At 68.9% G+C, this 14,596-nt stretch carries 13 protein-coding genes and 1 pseudogene; 3 read left to right on the top strand and 11 right to left on the bottom strand.

Annotated features, from left to right (window positions below; all coding sequences use genetic code 11):
• Positions 1–36: 36 nt before the first annotated feature.
• The 6 genes and pseudogenes from prcA to arc form a co-directional block, all read right to left on the bottom strand.
• Positions 37–981, bottom strand: coding sequence for a proteasome subunit alpha (gene prcA, locus IH09_RS18820; protein WP_052857599.1), 945 nt, complete (start codon positions 979–981; stop codon positions 37–39).
• A 66-nt stretch (positions 982–1,047) separates the two neighbouring features.
• The gene (prcB, locus tag IH09_RS18815; RefSeq protein WP_052857597.1) at positions 1,048–1,893 is read right to left on the bottom strand and encodes a proteasome subunit beta; all 846 of its coding nucleotides are present in this window, start codon (positions 1,891–1,893) and stop codon (positions 1,048–1,050) included.
• A pseudogene (locus IH09_RS37450) lies at positions 1,845–2,019 on the bottom strand (endonuclease domain-containing protein); the annotation flags it as partial. The pseudogene IH09_RS37450 and the gene prcB, both read right to left, overlap by 49 nt.
• 170 nt (positions 2,020–2,189) lie before the next feature.
• Positions 2,190–2,408: a ubiquitin-like protein Pup gene (locus IH09_RS18810; RefSeq protein ID WP_052857596.1), complete on the bottom strand. Its 219-nt coding sequence runs from the start codon at positions 2,406–2,408 to the stop codon at positions 2,190–2,192.
• A gap of 188 nt (positions 2,409–2,596) precedes the next feature.
• Positions 2,597–4,108, bottom strand: a complete 1,512-nt coding sequence (dop, locus tag IH09_RS18805) for a depupylase/deamidase Dop (RefSeq protein WP_110952410.1) — start codon at positions 4,106–4,108, stop codon at positions 2,597–2,599.
• 277 nt (positions 4,109–4,385) lie between these two features.
• Positions 4,386–6,152, bottom strand: a complete 1,767-nt coding sequence (arc, locus tag IH09_RS18800; protein WP_052857749.1) for a proteasome ATPase — start codon at positions 6,150–6,152, stop codon at positions 4,386–4,388.
• 249 nt (positions 6,153–6,401) lie between these two features.
• Between arc and IH09_RS18795 the strand changes: the two genes are divergently transcribed.
• Complete coding sequence (locus IH09_RS18795; RefSeq protein ID WP_052857593.1) at positions 6,402–6,698, top strand: ferredoxin; 297 nt, start codon at positions 6,402–6,404, stop codon at positions 6,696–6,698.
• Between the two features lie 68 nt (positions 6,699–6,766).
• On the opposite strand, the gene IH09_RS18790 is transcribed toward IH09_RS18795, so the two are convergent.
• From IH09_RS18790 to IH09_RS18780, 3 genes are all read right to left on the bottom strand, one after another.
• Positions 6,767–7,351 (bottom strand): hypothetical protein, encoded by a 585-nt coding sequence (locus IH09_RS18790; protein WP_052857591.1) that lies wholly within the window; start codon positions 7,349–7,351, stop codon positions 6,767–6,769.
• Between the two features lie 177 nt (positions 7,352–7,528).
• The gene (locus IH09_RS18785) at positions 7,529–8,458 is read right to left on the bottom strand and encodes a tRNA (adenine-N1)-methyltransferase (RefSeq protein WP_052857589.1); all 930 of its coding nucleotides are present in this window, start codon (positions 8,456–8,458) and stop codon (positions 7,529–7,531) included.
• Between the two features lie 67 nt (positions 8,459–8,525).
• Entirely contained in the window at positions 8,526–9,782 is a 1,257-nt protein-coding gene (locus IH09_RS18780; RefSeq protein ID WP_052857586.1) for a site-2 protease family protein, read from the bottom strand.
• A gap of 199 nt (positions 9,783–9,981) precedes the next feature.
• On the opposite strand from IH09_RS18780, the gene IH09_RS18775 reads away from it, so the two are divergent.
• Positions 9,982–10,965 (top strand): RecB family exonuclease, encoded by a 984-nt coding sequence (locus tag IH09_RS18775; RefSeq protein ID WP_052857585.1) that lies wholly within the window; start codon positions 9,982–9,984, stop codon positions 10,963–10,965.
• Between the two features lie 13 nt (positions 10,966–10,978).
• Positions 10,979–11,650 carry a response regulator gene (locus IH09_RS18770; RefSeq protein WP_052857583.1) on the top strand — a complete coding sequence of 224 codons (672 nt, stop codon included), beginning with the start codon at positions 10,979–10,981 and terminating at the stop codon, positions 11,648–11,650.
• A gap of 115 nt (positions 11,651–11,765) precedes the next feature.
• Here the strand turns inward: IH09_RS18770 and IH09_RS18765 are convergent, their stop codons facing one another.
• On the bottom strand, positions 11,766–13,373 hold the full coding sequence (locus tag IH09_RS18765; protein WP_052857581.1) for an ABC transporter substrate-binding protein: 1,608 nt from the start codon (positions 13,371–13,373) through the stop codon (positions 11,766–11,768).
• Positions 13,374–13,747: 374 nt separating this feature from the next.
• The gene (locus IH09_RS18760) at positions 13,748–14,449 is read right to left on the bottom strand and encodes an HAD family hydrolase (protein ID WP_052857578.1); all 702 of its coding nucleotides are present in this window, start codon (positions 14,447–14,449) and stop codon (positions 13,748–13,750) included.
• Positions 14,450–14,596: the final 147 nt, after the last annotated feature.

Here is a 14,596-nt window from a genome sequence, read left to right as displayed (position 1 = left end):
GGGCGCGCGGCCCGGACCCATGGCCCGGTTGCGGTGCTAGTCCTTCGCGTCCGACGATCCGCCGGACTCCTCCGGGGAGTCCGCGCCCGAGGCACCGGAGCCGCCCTTCCGCGCGACGCCGTTGCCCTTGGCACCATTGCCCTTGGTGCCGTTGTCCTTGGCGCCGTTGTCCTTGGCGCCGTTGTCCTTGGCGCCCTTGCCGGACGGCCCGGCCGAGCCTCCCGCGTCCGACGCTTCCTCGGCGCCCGCGTCCGCCACGGGCTTCGCGCCGCCCGCCGGGGCGTTCTCCTCCAGCAGCCGGGAGAGCTGACGCCCCAGGATGCGCTTGAACTTCCGCTGCTGCGGCCGCGTACGGTCCAGCGTCGCGACCTCGAGGTGTTCGGCGGTCAGCGTGCGCTCACCGCCGTTGTTGTCGCGCGACAGCGAGTCGACGGCCAGCCTCAGCGCCTCGCCCAGCGTCATACCGTCGCGGTGCCGCTGGTCGAGATAGTTGCTGATCTGGTCGGCGTTGCCGCCCACCGCGACCGAGCCGTGCTCGTCCACGATCGAGCCGTCGTGCGGCAGCCGGTAGATCTGGTCGTCCTCGGCGGCGTTGCCGACCTCGGCGACGATCAGCTCGACCTCGTACGGCTTCTCGGCGGCGCTGGAGAAGATCGTGCCGAGCGTCTGGGCATAGACATTGGCGAGACCGCGCGCGGTCACGTCCTCACGATCGTACGTATAGCCGCGCAGATCGGCATAGCGCACGCCGCCGATTCGTAGATTCTCGAACTCGTTGTATTTGCCGACCGCCGCGAAGGCGATGCGGTCGTAGATCTCGCTGACCTTGTGCAGGGCGCGGGAGGGGTTCTCGGCGACGAATACCACGCCGTCGGTGTACTGAAGCACCACGACGCTGCGGCCGCGTGCGATGCCCTTGCGGGCATACTCGGCCCGATCGGCCATGGCCTGCTGGGGTGAGACATAGAACGGCGTCGACACCGGCTATCCGTCCCTTTCTGTCAAGAGCTCTATCAGTGGCGAATGCATTCCGGAACATCCGTCCCGTCAGAGCAGTTCGGCGCGCGGGCCGTCGGGCAGCTCCAGCCGGCCCTCGTGGATGGCGCGCGCGATCTCCGAGACCTCGGCTTCGGTGAACCTCCGGAAACCGTCCTCGGTGATGACCGTGACGATCGGGTAGATCCGCCGGATCAGATCGGGCCCACCGGTCGCCGCGTCGTCGTCCGCGGCGTCGTAGAGCGCCTGAACGACAGCCGTGGCGGCCTGGTTCTCCGAGAAATCGTGGCGGTAGAGCTTCTTCAGGGCGCCACGGGCGTAGACGGAACCGGATCCCGTCGCCGTGAAACCGTGCTCCTCGGACCGTCCGCCGGTCACGTCGTAGGAGAAAATGCGGCCCTTCTGCCGGTCCACGTCCCAGCCGGCGAACAGCGGCACCACGGCCAGGCCCTGCATGGCCATCCCGAGATTGCCGCGGATCATCGTGGAGAGACGGTTCGCCTTGCCCTCCAGGGAGAGTTGGGCGCCTTCCACCTTCTCGAAGTGCTCCAGCTCCAGCTGGAACAGTTTCACCATCTCGACGGCGAGACCGGCCGTGCCGGCGATGCCGACCGCGGAGTACTCGTCGGCCGGGAAGACCTTCTCGATATCGCGCTGCGCGATGACATTGCCCATGGTCGCCCGCCGGTCACCGGCGAGCACCACGCCACCGGGGAAGGACGCCGCCACGATGGTCGTGCCGTGCGGCGCCTCGAAGGCGCCCTGGACGACCGGCAACGGCCGGTTTCCCGGCAGCAGATCGGGAGAGTGCGCACCGAGGAAGTCCATGAACGACGAGGATCCAGGCGTCAGGAAGGCAGCTGGTAGACGCCCGGTGCTACGAGTGTTGGCTTCCACACGTTTCCTTCCGGATATTCGGCCGCCCGCCAAGGTGTCCGGCCGATCCTTGAATTGGCCCCTGCCTGCGTTGCAGCCGAGGCTGAGTACGCCTCGGACCCTACCCGCCCCGTGGTCGTGATCCACGCGAGTTCCGGAACCGGACCGCGGACGCGGTATCTCCGGTGCGACGCACCGCACCGGCCTGCCGCCGGGACGGCCTCTGCGGACCCCCGACCGGCAGCCGCCCGCGCTCCCGGCACCGCGGGTGGCGTTCCGCGGAACGCCACCGACACGGCCACCGGAACCACGGCCGGCTACTCGCCGCCCTTCTGCACGAAGGACCGCACGAAGTCCTCGGCGTTCTCCTCCAGGACGTCGTCGATTTCGTCCAGCACCGAATCCACGTCGTCCGACAGCTTTTCCTGGCGTTCCTTGAGGTCCTCGGAAACTTCCGCGTCCTGCGTCTGCTCCTCGACCTCTTCGGTGGAACGCGTCGCCTTCTGCTGCCCGCCGCCGCTGTCCTTGGTCGCCATATCCCTCACCCCGCTCGGTTCGCCCCGCTCGATGTGACCTGCAAGATCAGACCCTACAAGCAGGGTCTGACATCGGCCCTGCACTTGGTGCAACGTCCGGGAGTCACCTCGATGATTCCCGCACCGTGACCATTTCAGCCGCCGAACGGCGGCGGATCGCGGCGAATGTGCCGCGTATCCGCCGCGGCTCAGCGGCCGGAAAGCACCCGCACCAGTTCCTCGGCCGTACGGCACCGGTCCAGGAGTTCCTTGACGTGCTTGCGTGTGCCGCGCAGCGGCTCCAGTGTGGGCACCCGTTGCAGGGAGTCACGGCCCGGCAGGTCGAAAATGACCGAATCCCATGAGGCGGCCGCGACGTCGTCCGCGTACTGCTCCAGACAGCGGCCGCGGAAATAGGCCCTGGTGTCCTCCGGCGGCTTCAGCTGGGCCCGCGCGACGTCGGGCTCGTCCAGTAGCCGCTGCATCTTGCCGCGGGCCGCCAGACGGTTGTACAGGCCCTTCTCGGCCCGTACGTCGGCGTACTGGAGGTCGACGAGATGCAGCCGCGCGGCGTCCCAGCCCAGGCCGTCGCGGTGGCGGTAGCCCTCCATCAGCTCCCGCTTGGCCACCCAGTCCAGCTCGCCCGACAGGCTCATCGGATCGTTCTCCAGCCGCCCGAGCACGTCCTCCCACCTGGTCAAGACGTCCTTCGTCTGATCGTCCGCATCCGCTCCGTAACGGTCCTCGACGTACTTGCGGGCCAGCTCGAAGTACTCCATCTGGAGCTGTACGGCGGTGAGCGTGCGGCCGCTGCGGAGCGTGACCAGATGCTGCAGTGTGGGGTCGTGCGAGATCTGGTGGAGCGCGCGCACGGGCTGGTCGACGGCCAGGTCGACGGCGATGAAGCCGTCCTCGATCATGGAGAGCACCAGCGAGGTCGTGCCCAGCTTCAGGTACGTCGAGATCTCGGAGAGGTTGGCGTCGCCGATGATGACGTGCAGGCGGCGGTATTTCTCCGCGTCCGCGTGCGGCTCGTCGCGGGTGTTGATGATCGGCCGCTTGAGGGTCGTCTCCAGGCCGACCTCGACCTCGAAGTAGTCGGCGCGCTGGCTGAGCTGGAAGCCGTGCTCATGGCCGTCCTGGCCGATACCGACCCGGCCGGCGCCGGTGACCACCTGGCGCGAGACGAAGAACGGGGTCAGGTGCCGCACGATGTCCGAGAAGGGGGTCTCCCGCTTCATCAGGTAGTTCTCGTGCGTGCCGTAGGAGGCGCCCTTGTTGTCGGTGTTGTTCTTGTAGAGGTGGATCGGCTGGGCGCCGGGGACCTGGGCGGCGCGCTCGGCGGCCTCGGCCATGACCCGTTCGCCGGCCTTGTCCCACAGCACCGCGTCGCGCGGATTGGTGACCTCGGGAGAGCTGTACTCGGGGTGCGCATGGTCGACGTAGAGCCGGGCCCCGTTGGTGAGGATCACATTGGCGAGGCCGATGTCCTCGTCGGTGAGCTGGCTGGAATCGGCGGCCTCGCGGGCGAGGTCGAAGCCACGGGCGTCCCGCAGCGGGTTCTCCTCCTCGAAGTCCCAGCGGGCACGCCGTGCCCGGTGCATCGCGGCCGCGTAGGCGTTGACGACCTGGGACGAGGTGAGCATGGCATTGGCGTTCGGGTGACCGGGGACGGAGATCCCGTACTCCGTCTCGATGCCCATTACTCGCCGTACGGTCATGCGGCCCTCCTTGCCCGGCGGCGCCCCCGGACGGGGACGGCGCTCAAGTACCGCTGCGCTTCCGGTCCGTATGCGATCTCCGCTCCCGGACAGCGCGACGCGGCGGTACCGAAGAGCCTAGAACGCCTTTGCGGTGCTGGGGAGATCATTACAGTCATTGCTCCAGTCCGGTTTTCCCTGCTCCACCGTGCCCCATTGCGGGAACGGTCCGGGCGCCCCCGGAAAAGCAACCGGCTGCGGACGCCCCGTGCAGGACATCCGCAGCCGGAGGGCGGCGTTACAGGTATTGGCCGGTATTCGCCACGGTGTCGATGGAGCGACCGGTGTCCGCGCCCTGTTTTCCGGTGACCAGTGTGCGGATGTAGACGATCCGCTCACCCTTCTTACCGGAGATACGAGCCCAGTCGTCCGGATTGGTGGTATTGGGCAGGTCCTCGTTCTCCTTGAACTCGTCCACGCATGCCTGGAGCAGGTGGGAGACCCGCAGACCTTTCTGGTTGTGTTCCAGAAATGCCTTGATCGCCATTTTCTTGGCACGGCCGACGATGTTCTCGATCATGGCTCCGGAGTTGAAGTCCTTGAAGTAGAGGACTTCCTTGTCACCGTTGGCGTAGGTGACCTCCAGGAAGCGGTTCTCCTCGGATTCCGCGTACATCTGCTCGACCACCGACTGGATCATCGCGCCGACCGCGGCCGTGCGCGAGTCGCCGTGCTCGGCGAGATCATCGGCGTGCAGCGGCAGCCGCTCCGTGAGGTACTTCGAGAAGATGTCCTTCGCCGCCTCCGCGTCCGGGCGCTCGATCTTGATCTTCACATCGAGGCGGCCGGGGCGCAGGATGGCCGGGTCGATCATGTCCTCGCGGTTCGAGGCGCCGATCACGATGACGTTCTCCAGGCCCTCCACACCGTCGATCTCGGAGAGGAGCTGCGGGACGATGGTGTTCTCCACGTCCGAGCTGACCCCGGAGCCACGGGTGCGGAAGAGGGAGTCCATCTCGTCGAAGAAGACGATGACGGGGGTGCCCTCGCTGGCCTTTTCTCTCGCCCGCTGGAAGACCAGGCGGATGTGCCGCTCCGTCTCGCCGACGTATTTGTTGAGCAGCTCGGGGCCCTTGATGTTGAGGAAGAAGCTCTTCCCCGCGGGCTGCCCGGTCACCTCGGCGACCTTCTTGGCAAGGGAGTTGGCGACCGCCTTGGCGATGAGCGTCTTGCCGCAGCCGGGCGGGCCGTAGAGCAAGACGCCCTTGGGCGGGCGGAGTTCGTGCTCCTTGAAAAGGTCGGGGTAGAGGTACGGAAGCTCGACGGCATCCCGGATCAGCTCGATCTGGCCGCTCAGGCCGCCGATCTTGGTGTAGTCGATGTCCGGGACCTCTTCGAGGACGAGCTCCTCGACCTCGCTCTTCGGGATCACCTCGTAGACGTAACCGGAGCGGGGTTCGAGCAGCAGGGCGTCGCCGGGGCGGATGGTGATGTCCAGCAGCGGCTCGGCGAGCCGCACCACCCGCTCCTCGTCGGTGTGCCCGATGACCAGGGCGCGCTCGCCGTCCTCAAGGATCTCCTTGAGGGTGACGATGTCCCCCGCGCTCTCGTACGCCATGGCTTCGACCACGTTGAGCGCTTCGTTGAGCATGACCTCCTGGCCGCGCCGGAGGTCCTCGGTCTCCACGCTGGGGCTGACATTCACCCGGAGCTTTCGGCCGCCGGTGAAAATATCGGCCGTACCGTCCTCGTTCGCCTGCAGGAAGACGCCGAAGCCGGCCGGCGGCTGTGCGAGCCGGTCGACTTCCTCCTTGAGCGCGACGATCTGGTCGCGGGCCTCGCGGAGTGTATTGGCGAGTCGCTCGTTCTGAGCGGAGACGCCGGCCAGGTTGGTCTGCAGCTCGACGATCCGCTCTTCGAGAATCCTCGTGTGCCGCGGAGAGTCGGCGAGCTTGCGTCGCAGGACGGCGATCTCCTGCTCAAGATAGGCAACCTGGCCGGCGGGATCTTCAGACCCTCGCCCCGGCCGGATGCCGCGGTTCATGTCGTCGTCGTGGGCTGCCACGGTCCTCACCTCCTCCAAGGAGCTGGACGCTTCCTGACCCTACCTGGGCCGGTGCAGGTTGAAACCCCTAGATCGAAAAGACTGTCGGGGTGTGTCCGATCTTCACCCTTGCGCACGTCCTCACGCCAAGGGAATACCCACCCAACAACATCGGAAAGCGAGCGGTTGTATCGTCGAGTCGGTCAACACCCGTCAGGGCTGGCACCACTTAGTCAAAATTGGTTCACGTAAGTAGGAACGGCAGGCGAGATGACCGCACAGGATGAAGCCCGTCCAGAGCTTGAAGTCTGGATCGACCAGGACCTGTGCACCGGCGACGGTATCTGCGCGCAGTACGCGCCGGAGGTCTTCGAGCTCGACATCGATGGCCTGGCCTATGTGAAGAGCGCCGATGACGAGCTGCTTCAGGACAAGGGCGCCACAACGCCCGTCCCGCTGACACTGCTCAATGACGTACGGGACTCCGCCAAGGAGTGCCCCGGGGACTGCATTCACGTCCGCCGCGTCGCGGACCGGGTCGAGGTGTACGGTCCGGACGCGGAGTAGACACGGCGTCGACGAAGCGTAGGCGTGGCGTAGACACCACGGAAGACGCTCGTACGCCAGGTGACGGGTCAGGCACGCTCGGTGCTCGACGTGGCGGGGAGTTCGCTCTGGACGAACTTCCCGCCTTTCCATTGCCACTTGACGGCCGTGCGGACGTCGGGGCAGCAGCGCGGTACGTCGGTGGTGGAGTAGCCCAGGAGCGTCGCGGAGATCACGCCGCGCCGCAGGGCGAAGTCCTCGACGCTGAGCTTCCGGGCGGGCGCGAGCAGGGTGGCCACGATCCGCGGTGCGGCCTTGGCGTCGGCGGGCTGGGCGAGGACGTAGATGCCGCTGGGCGGGGTGCCGGCCTCGGAGTGGCAGCGGACCACGGCGACGGTCTCGGCCGTGCCGTCGCCGTCGAGGTCGCCGGACGCCTTCGTCACCACGTCGAGGCGGTGGGGGCCGCAGTCGACGGGAAAGGTCGCCTTGGCCGGATCGGGGGCCGCCGCGGACCGCCGGCCGGTCCCGGCGTCGCCCGAGGTGGTGGCGGTGGCGTCGGGCGGCTGGACGAAGGATGCGGCCGCGACGACCGCCGCGAGGGCGGCGGCGGTGACGAGCCAGTGCATGGGGCGGGGCTGGGTGTGCGGAAGGTCCGGGCCTGCCAAGGGCTGCACGCGGGGTAACTCCTGTGAAGAGCTGTGGCGGTGGGAGTGACCGGCATCGTTCCACAGGACGGGGCGCCGAGGAACCAGCCGATCCGGAGTTTTGCGGGGAGAACGAAACAGCGCCGCCGACGGTTCCCGAGGGGAACTCGTCGGCGGCGCCTGGTGGTTCGGTGTCCTGAGCGCGGGTCAGCCGCGCTCTCCGGAGCCGCTGCCCGCGGCCGCCGCACCCTCGGCCTTGCCGGGTCCGGTGTAGTCGTCGCCGTACGCGCCCTTGGCGGGCCGGCGGCGGCGCAGCGGGGGCTCGACGCCGTCGGCGAGGCGGCGGGCGGTGAGCAGGAAGCCGGTGTGGCCGATCATGCGGTGGTCGGGCCGGACGGCCAGGCCCTCGACGTGCCAGGTGCGGACCATGGACTCCCAGGCCGACGGCTCGTTGAAGGTGCCGTGCTCGCGGATCGCCTCGACGGTGCGGGCCAGCTGCGTGGTCGTGGCGACGTAGGCGCACAGGATGCCGCCGGGGACCAGGGCCTTGGAGACGGCCTCCAGGCACTCCCAGGGGGCGAGCATGTCGAGGATGACGCGGTCGACGTCGGTGTCGGAGAGGTTGTCCTGGAGGTCACCGACGGTGAGCGTCCACGCGGGGTGCGGGCTGCCGAAGTAGCGCTCGACGTTCTGCGTGGCGATCTCGGCGAAGTCGGCGCGGCGCTCGTAGGAGTGCAGCATGCCGTGGTCGCCGATGGCGCGCAGCAGGAAGCTGCTGAGCGAGCCGGATCCCACCCCCGCCTCGACGACCCGGGCGCCGGGGAAGATGTCGGCCATCGCCAGGATCTGCCCCGCGTCCTTGGGGTAGACCACGGCGGCGCCGCGGGGCATGGACAGGACGTAGTCGGGGAGCAGCGGGCGCAGCGCAAGGTAGGCGACGTTCCCGGTGGTACGGACAACACTGCCCTCGGGAGCACCGATCAGCTCGTCGTGGGGGAAGGCTCCCTTGTGGGTGTGGAAGCTTTTTCCCTCTTCGAGCGTGAAGGTGTAGTGGCGTCCCTTGGGGTCGGTGAGCTGGACCTGGTCCCCGACCTTGAAGGGCCCGCGACGGCGGGCGGCACCGGTCGGTTCGGACATGTGACCAGCCTACCGGCCCCTGGGGACGCCCGGGACCAGAGGGTTCCCGGCGGGGTGGGCGGGCGGCTCAGGAGTGGCGGGCCATGGCGGAGACGAAGGCGCGCTCCACGTCCGCGGTGGACAGCACTCCGTAGATCTCGCCGGTGTCCTCGACCACGAGGTACTCGGTGGCGGGGGTGGCCCGCAGGTATTCGAGGAGGTCCTCGCCGGCGAGCTCGGCGGAGACCCGCATACCGTCCCTGAGGTCCTGGGCGAGGGTGCCGACGGCGACCCAGGGGCGGCGGTGCTCGGGGACGCCGACGATGGCGGCCTCGCGCACGAGGGCGGTGGGCTCGCCCTGTCCGTCCACGACGACCAGTGCGCTGGCGCCGGCGTCGTTGGCTCGGCGCAGTGCCTCGGAAAGGGGGGTCTCGGTCTCGACGGGGACGGCGCGCCGGGTGAGGTTGCGGGCCTGGAGGTCGGGGAGGCGTTCGCGCAGCCGGGCGACGCGCAGGCTGTTGCCCGCGCCGGTCCAGATGATGGCGGCGAGGATCGCCGCGAGCAGGGCGTCGGTGAGCGAGTCGGCGCCGCCGATCTCGGGGCGGGTGTTGCCGAGGGCGCCGGTGTGGGTGAGCAGGGGGAGGCCGATGAGGACCGTGACGGCGAGGGCGCGGCCCACCCAGGCCGCGGCGACGGTGCCGCTCATGGGGTTGCCGGTGAGCTTCCAGACGACGGCGCGCAGCATCCGGCCGCCGTCCAGCGGGAGGCCGGGGAGGAAGTTGAAGACGGCGACGATGAGGTTGGAGATCATCAGGCCGGCGAGCAGGACGCCGGGGACCGTACCGGGCTCGACCAGTTGCATACCGGCGTAGAAGACACCGGCGAGGACGAGGGAGAGCAGCGGGCCGACGAAGGCCAGGACGAACTCCCGGCCGGGGGTCTCGCTCTCCTTCTCGATCTCCGAGACGCCACCGAAGAACTGGAGCTGGATGCGGCGTACGGGGAGTTTGAAGCGGAGTGCCGCGACGGTGTGCGCCAGCTCGTGGATGAGCACCGAGGCGTAGAAGGCGACGGCGAAGAAGAGCGAGACGAGGTAGCGGGCGCTGCCCAGCTCGGGGAGTACGCGCTCCAGCTGGCCGCCGAAGACCCAGGTGATCAGGGCGGCGACGAGGAACCAGCTGGGGGCGACGTAGACGGGCACGCCGAAGGGGCGGCCCATGAGGATGCCGCCGCCGGGGCTCCGCTTCCCGCCGTCCGGCGCGGGCGCCCGGCGCTCCTTGCCGCCCTTGGGCGGCTGGGGCGGCCCGGACTCCTGGGGGTCCTGCGGCTTCCCGCTCTCGTCCACGGCGTCCCCTCGTCGAAATACGGCCTTCGCACCTGCTCGGCGCGATCTCTCTCGATCATGCAGGGCAAAGGGGTCTGGCGTCGATGGTATGCGGAATGCGGTGTTGTGATCCGCCGCGGGGCCCCCGGCCCCCGGACGGCGCCCGGACACCGTTCGGAACGGTGCGCGGTGTCAGTGGCGGGCCGTAGGGTCTTATGGCATGGGAACGAGCACCGAGAAGGCCCGGGCGGCCACGCAGGGTGAACAGGGCGGGCCGGACCCGCGGCAGGCCGCGGCCGGACCGGGGGCGCCGCGCGGACCGCAGCCGGGTGAGAGTTCGCCGGCGGGGGCCGGCGGGCGTCCGGTCGCGCTCTCCCCGTCGCGGGCGGGCGATTTCATGCAGTGCCCGCTGCTCTACCGCTTCCGGGTGATCGACAAGCTGCCGGAGAAGCCGAGCGCCGCGGCGACGCGGGGCACGGTGGTGCACGCGGTGCTGGAGCGGCTCTTCGACGCGCCGGCGGCGGAGCGTACGGCGCCCGGGGCGCGGGCGATGGTGCCGGGCGAGTGGGAGAAGCTGCTGGCCAAGCGGCCGGAGCTGGCGGAGCTGTTCGCGGACGATCCCGGGGGCGAGCGGCTGGGGACGTGGCTGGCGGACGCCGAGGCGCTGGTGGAGCGGTGGTTCTCGCTGGAGGATCCGACGCGTCTGGAGCCGGCCGACCGCGAGCTGTATGTGGAGACGGTGCTGGATTCCGGGCTCCGGTTGCGGGGGTTCATCGACCGGGTCGATATCGCGCCGACGGGCGAGGTGCGGATCGTCGACTACAAGACCGGCAAGGCGCCCCGGCCGGAGTACGCCGAGGGCGCGCTGTTCCAGATGAAGTTCTACGCGCTGGTGATGTGGCGGCTGCGGGGCACGGTGCCGCGGCGGTTGCAGCTGGTGTATCTGGGCAGCGGCGATGTGCGGACGTACGACCCGTCCGAGGCCGATCTGCGGGGTGTGGAGCGGAAGTTGCTGGCGCTGTGGGACGCGATCCAGCGGGCCACGGACTCCGGGGACTGGCAGCCGCGGCCGACCAAGCTCTGCGGCTGGTGCGACCACCAGGCGCACTGCCCGGAATTCGGCGGCACTCCCCCGGTCTATCCGCTGCCGGTCCGCCCGGCGGACGGCGACGGGGCGGCGCAGGGCAGAATGGAGCAGATCTAACGAAGGAGTGTTCGTGGCTATCCGCGTCCTGCTGGTCGACGACCAGCCCCTGCTGCGCACGGGATTCCGGATGATTCTGGAGGCCGAGCAGGATCTGGCGGTCGTCGGCGAGGCCGGCGACGGTCTCCAGGCGCTGGACCAGGTGCGGGCGCTACAGCCCGATGTGGTGCTGATGGACATCCGGATGCCGCGGATGGACGGTGTCGAGGCGACCCGGCAGATCACCGGCCCGGCGAAGGACGGCCCGGCCAAGGTGCTGGTGCTGACGACCTTCGATCTGGACGAGTACGTCGTCGAGGCGCTGCGGGCGGGTGCCAGCGGGTTCCTGCTCAAGGACGCGCCGGCCAATGAGCTGGTGCAGGCGATCCGGGTGGTGGCGGCGGGCGAGGCGATGCTCGCGCCGAGCATCACGCGCCGACTGCTGGACAAGTACGCCGGGCATCTGCCGTCGGGCGAGGAGCCGATGCCGGACACGCTGCACACCCTCACCGAGCGTGAGGTCGAGGTGCTGAAGCTGGTGGCCCGCGGGCTGTCGAACGCCGAGATCGCCGCGGAGCTGTTCGTGAGCGAGACGACGGTCAAGACGCATGTCGGCCATGTGCTGACGAAGCTGGGGCTGCGCGACCGGGTGCAGGCCGCGGTGTACGCGTACGAGAGCGGGCTGGTGCGCCCCGGCGCGCAGTAGCGGCCGCGGCACCCGGCACGGCCGGAGCCGGAGACACGACGGCGGGGCCGGCCCGAGGATTCCTCGGGCCGGCCCCGCCGTCGTGTCCGCGCCGGACGCTCGGCTCAGCCGGGCGTCACTTGCCGACGCCGCGGCCCAGCTCCCAGATCTGGAGCGAGGAGGAGGAGTTGAGGGCCCACTCGGAGCCGGTGACGGTGTCCCGGGCGGCGACGTACTGCTTGCCTTGCCACAGCGGGAGGATCGGTACGTCGTCGGCGATGATGTTCTGGGCCAGCTGGAAGCCGGTGGCGGCGGCATTGCGGTCCGCCTGCTGGCGGGTGCCGATGATCGCCTGGCTCTCGATCTTGGCGTTGCGGTAGGGGATGTTGAGGAAGTTCCCCTTGCCGATGAACGGCGCGATGTAGTTGTCGGCGTCCGGGAAGTCGGCGTACCAGCCCATGCCGTAGATCGCGTACTTGCCCTCGGTCTGGTCCTTGCGGAACTCCTGCCAGTTGTCGATGCCCTTGATCTCGACGTCGAACAGGCCGCTCTTGTTGAACTGGTTCTGCAGCTCCTTGAACTCCTTGGCCGTGATGGCGCCGTAGTGGTCCTTGGTGTAGGTCAGGGTCGTCTTCACCGGGGTGGAGACGTGCGCCTGCTGGAGGATCTTGCGGGCCTCGGCCACGTTCGGGTTGCCGTACTTGGTGAAGAAGGAGTTGACGTGGCCGGTGAGGCCGGCCGGGACCAGCGAGTAGAGCGGGTTGCCGGTGTAGGCGTACACATCGCGTACCAGCGCGGCGCGGTCCACGAGCTGGGCCATGGCCTGGCGTACGGCCTTGTCGGAGATCACCGGGTCGTCGGTGTTGAAGGCGAGGTAGCGGATCTCCGCGCCGGGCATCTCCTGGAGCGTGATGCCCTTGTCGCGGGCATTTTGCAGACCCTGGATCTGCTCGGGCGACAGGCTGCGGTTCATCATGTCGATGTCGCCCTTGCGGAGCGCCTGTTCCATGGACTTGGAGTCCTTGAAGAACAGCATCTCGACCTTGTCGCTCTTCACCGTGATCCCGCCCTTGTAATTCGGGTTCTTGGTGTAGATCGCCTTGGTGACACGCTCACCGCTGCGTTCGATCTTGACCGTGTACGGGCCGGAGCCCGTGATGTCGAAGCCCTTGAAAAGGCGGTCCTTCGGGTACACGGCGCTGTCGAGAATGGACGCGGACGGCGTCGCGAGCTTCTGCGGGAAGGTGGCGTCGGGCTTCTTGAGGTGGAAGACCACCTCGCTCTCGCTCGGCGTCTCGACCTTGTCGATACCGCTGAGCAGCGAGACCGGACCCCGGGCGAAGTTGATGGTGAGCATGCGCTCGATGGAGAACTTGACGTCCTTCGCCGTGAGCGGATGCCCGTTGGAGAACTTCAGGCCGCTGCGCATGGTGCAGCGGTACTGCTCGTTCTGGGTGTCGCGGAAGCCGCAGGATTCGGCCGCTTCGGGCACCGGCGCGTTACCGGTCCTGGGCAGCCGCAGCAGCGTCTGAAGGCTGGGGCGCAGCACGTTCATCGCGTCGACGTCGTACGCCTGCGCGGGGTCGAGAGGGGCCGGCGCGTCCTTGATGGCCTCGATCGCGGCGGTGGTGCCGACGACGATCGGATCACCGCCCTCGCCCGCGCCGTCCGTACTGCCACAGGCCGCGAGTGCGGGGACGAGCAGACCGGCCAGGGCCGGCAGCACCAAGGTCTTGCGATTCATCGTCGGCAGGTTCCTTATCAGCGCAGAGGTGTTGCTCGCGTCGACATTAGTAGGAACGGCCAGCGGGTCCGGGACACAACAGAGTTGACCGGATATCACGCCCGGATAACAGCAGCCAGGTCACCGATATCCGGACGGTGGAACGTTTCGTACGCTGCCCCATCAATCCGGACACTTACCCCCGGGAGGAGTCCCGAAAAGGCTCCGTGGAACAACAGTTGACCTTGCTGTCGACGCACTGGCGCGTGAGAAACCTCACTCACGCAATTGTGCACATGTGTACGGGAATTCGTTCGGTGCATTCGTCACGGAAAATGAGCACACCGCTGCCCACAGTTCCTTCCGCTTTCGGCAGGACACGCTCAGTGCACGGCTCACCGGCTTTCCGTGATGAGGGCCCGGAGAAAAGGCAGATCCACTTCTTCGAGTGAGCCGACGACCGTGCGGCCGGACGCGGGGGCGATCGGCGTGACCGACGGCACGGCGACGACCCGGCAGCCCGCGGCCTCCCCCGCCGTCACTCCCGTCACGGTGTCCTCCACGACCGCACAGCGCGCCGGGTCCACGCCCAGTCGCGCCGCCGCGGTCAGATAGGGGTCCGGATGCGGTTTGGTCCGGGGCAGCTCGTCACCGGCCAGCGTCAGCCGGAAGTTCTCCCGGCCCAGCGAATGCAGCATCCGGTCGATGACGCCGCGGTGCGAGGCGGAGACCAGGGCGGTGGGCACTCGGTGGGCGGCGAGTTCCGCCAGGAGCCGGCGCGCGCCCGGCATCAGGGGCACCCCGTGCGCGATCCGGGTCATGAAGCGCGCGTTGAGCAGCAGCGTCAGCTCGGCCAGGGCGATATCGGCGCCGGTCGCCTGGATCAGATAGGCGGCGCTGCGCGCCATCGGCCCGCCGACCACGACCTCGCGGTGCGCCTCGTCCAGGGTGTGGCCCAGTTCGGCGAAGACCGCGGACTCGGCCTCCCACCAGAAGCCCTCGGTGTCGACGAGCGTGCCGTCCAGGTCGAGGAAGACCGCCTGGAGTGTCGCGGGATCGGCCGTACGGGTGCCGACCGCGGGGACGCTGCTGGTCATCCAGCCACCTCCGTGAGGGTGTCCCCGAAGGGACGAAAGGGCCGGCCGCCATCCCGGGCGGGGGAGGCGGCCGGCCACTACCGGACCGACCAGTCTACGACGGTTGGCCGCGGCGCGCGGGGCGACGGCGGACGGGGCCGTCCGGGG

This window comes from Streptomyces celluloflavus, assembly GCA_000720995.1.
Lineage (GTDB): Bacteria > Actinomycetota > Actinomycetes > Streptomycetales > Streptomycetaceae > Streptomyces > Streptomyces celluloflavus.
Note: the sequence above shows the minus strand (reverse complement) of the source record. Positions and strands in the feature narration are given on the sequence as shown.